Source organism: Vibrio sp. D173a, assembly GCF_030248475.1.
This window is the reverse complement of record NZ_JAHGAH010000488.1, coordinates 1-1,395: the sequence shown is the minus strand read 5'-3', so window position 1 is coordinate 1,395 and position 1,395 is coordinate 1. Positions and strand designations below refer to the sequence as shown.

Here is a 1,395-nt window from a genome sequence, read left to right as displayed (position 1 = left end):
AAGACTAGTGCCTTTTTGCTTTTTGACGCTAAGAAATGCAATTGGCAGAGCAGCAAATCCTCCTTTATGTGTCCCGTCCTAAAATACGTTGACAGTATTTCTACTAAGCCAACAGCGCCAGCTGTTGGCTTTTTTCATGCACCTCATTTGGCGTTTTCATCATGAGACTAAGGTGCGGCCTCATACTGTTATAAATATTGATAGACTCTTTTACTAGTTGTTTAAGCTCCTCAAGATTCTTACACCTATCAAGCAAGAACTCTTGTTTTAGGATCCCATTTATTCTTTCTGCTAAGGCATTTTGGTAGCAGTCATAACCATCTGTCATTGAAGGCATTATGCCGCTAGTTTTCAATTTATCTTGATATACACCTGAGCAATACTGCAGACCACGATCTGAATGATGGATACAAAAACGATGATATCGACGCCCTTTGATAGCCATATCTAGCGCTTTCACGACATCCGTCGCTTTCATTTCATTACTCAGCTCATAGCCCATTATTTTTCGGCTAAACGCATCCGTAACCAATGATAGGTAGTGAACTCCTTCATCAGATTGAACATAGGTTATGTCGCTCACCAACACACTCTCTGGACTACATGGCTGGTAGTCCTTTAATAAGTTTGGGTGTTTCTTCATCCAATGCCGACTATTGGTCGTTTTTGTAAAACTACGTTTAGGCCTTACCAATAATCGTTCATCGCGTAAGTAGTTGAAAAGCGCATCTCGACCTAACTTGATACCTTGCTCTTTTAGTTTGGGTTTAAGCAAAAAATAAAGCTTTCTAGTACCAACCCGAGGCATATAGCGCCGAATATCCAACACCATTTTTTTAATCGGTTTAAGCTCTACCTGACGACGATGAACTCGCTTTTCTCGTTGATAAACGCTCTGCCTCGTTATCCCGCATAGCTTACATATTCGAACTAAGCTTATTCCTTCCTGTTTTTGAAGGCTTCTTGCTCCTTGGCTAGATACTTTTTTCTAAGACTGGTTCCGTGCTCAGCATCAAGAATATCAACCACTCTATTTAAGAAGAGATTCTTGATTTTTTCGTCTTCCAACTCTTTCTCAAGACGTTTTATTTTCTGTGCTGGTGATTCTTTGGGCTTAGGTGATTGGTGCATGACATTCATCCTTGGGTTTTGCGCCCAATTCATTTTACCGTGCTTTCGAAGCCAGGTTAAAACGGTTGAGCGGCCTTGGATACCATAAATGGCTTGGGCCTGTTTATATGTCATATCGCCTCTTTCTACAGCGGCGACAATCTGTAATTTAAAGCCTAGTGTGTAATCACGCTGAGTGCGCTTAACGTAGGTATTATTTGAAGTAGTCATAATTCGTCCTAAATGTGTAAACACATTTCAGGACGGGACAAAGCAAATAAAAAA

General features: G+C 40.6%; 1 protein-coding gene. It reads right to left on the bottom strand.

What is annotated here, in order from left to right:
- Positions 1 to 103: 103 nt before the first annotated feature.
- Positions 104 to 1,341 (bottom strand): IS3 family transposase gene (locus KIV40_RS26985; RefSeq protein ID WP_285352251.1). Its coding sequence is split into 2 segments (ribosomal slippage): positions 104 to 969 and positions 969 to 1,341, totalling 1,239 coding nucleotides; the frame shifts between segments, so codons are not numbered across the junction.
- Between the last annotated feature and the right edge of the window lie 54 nt (positions 1,342 to 1,395).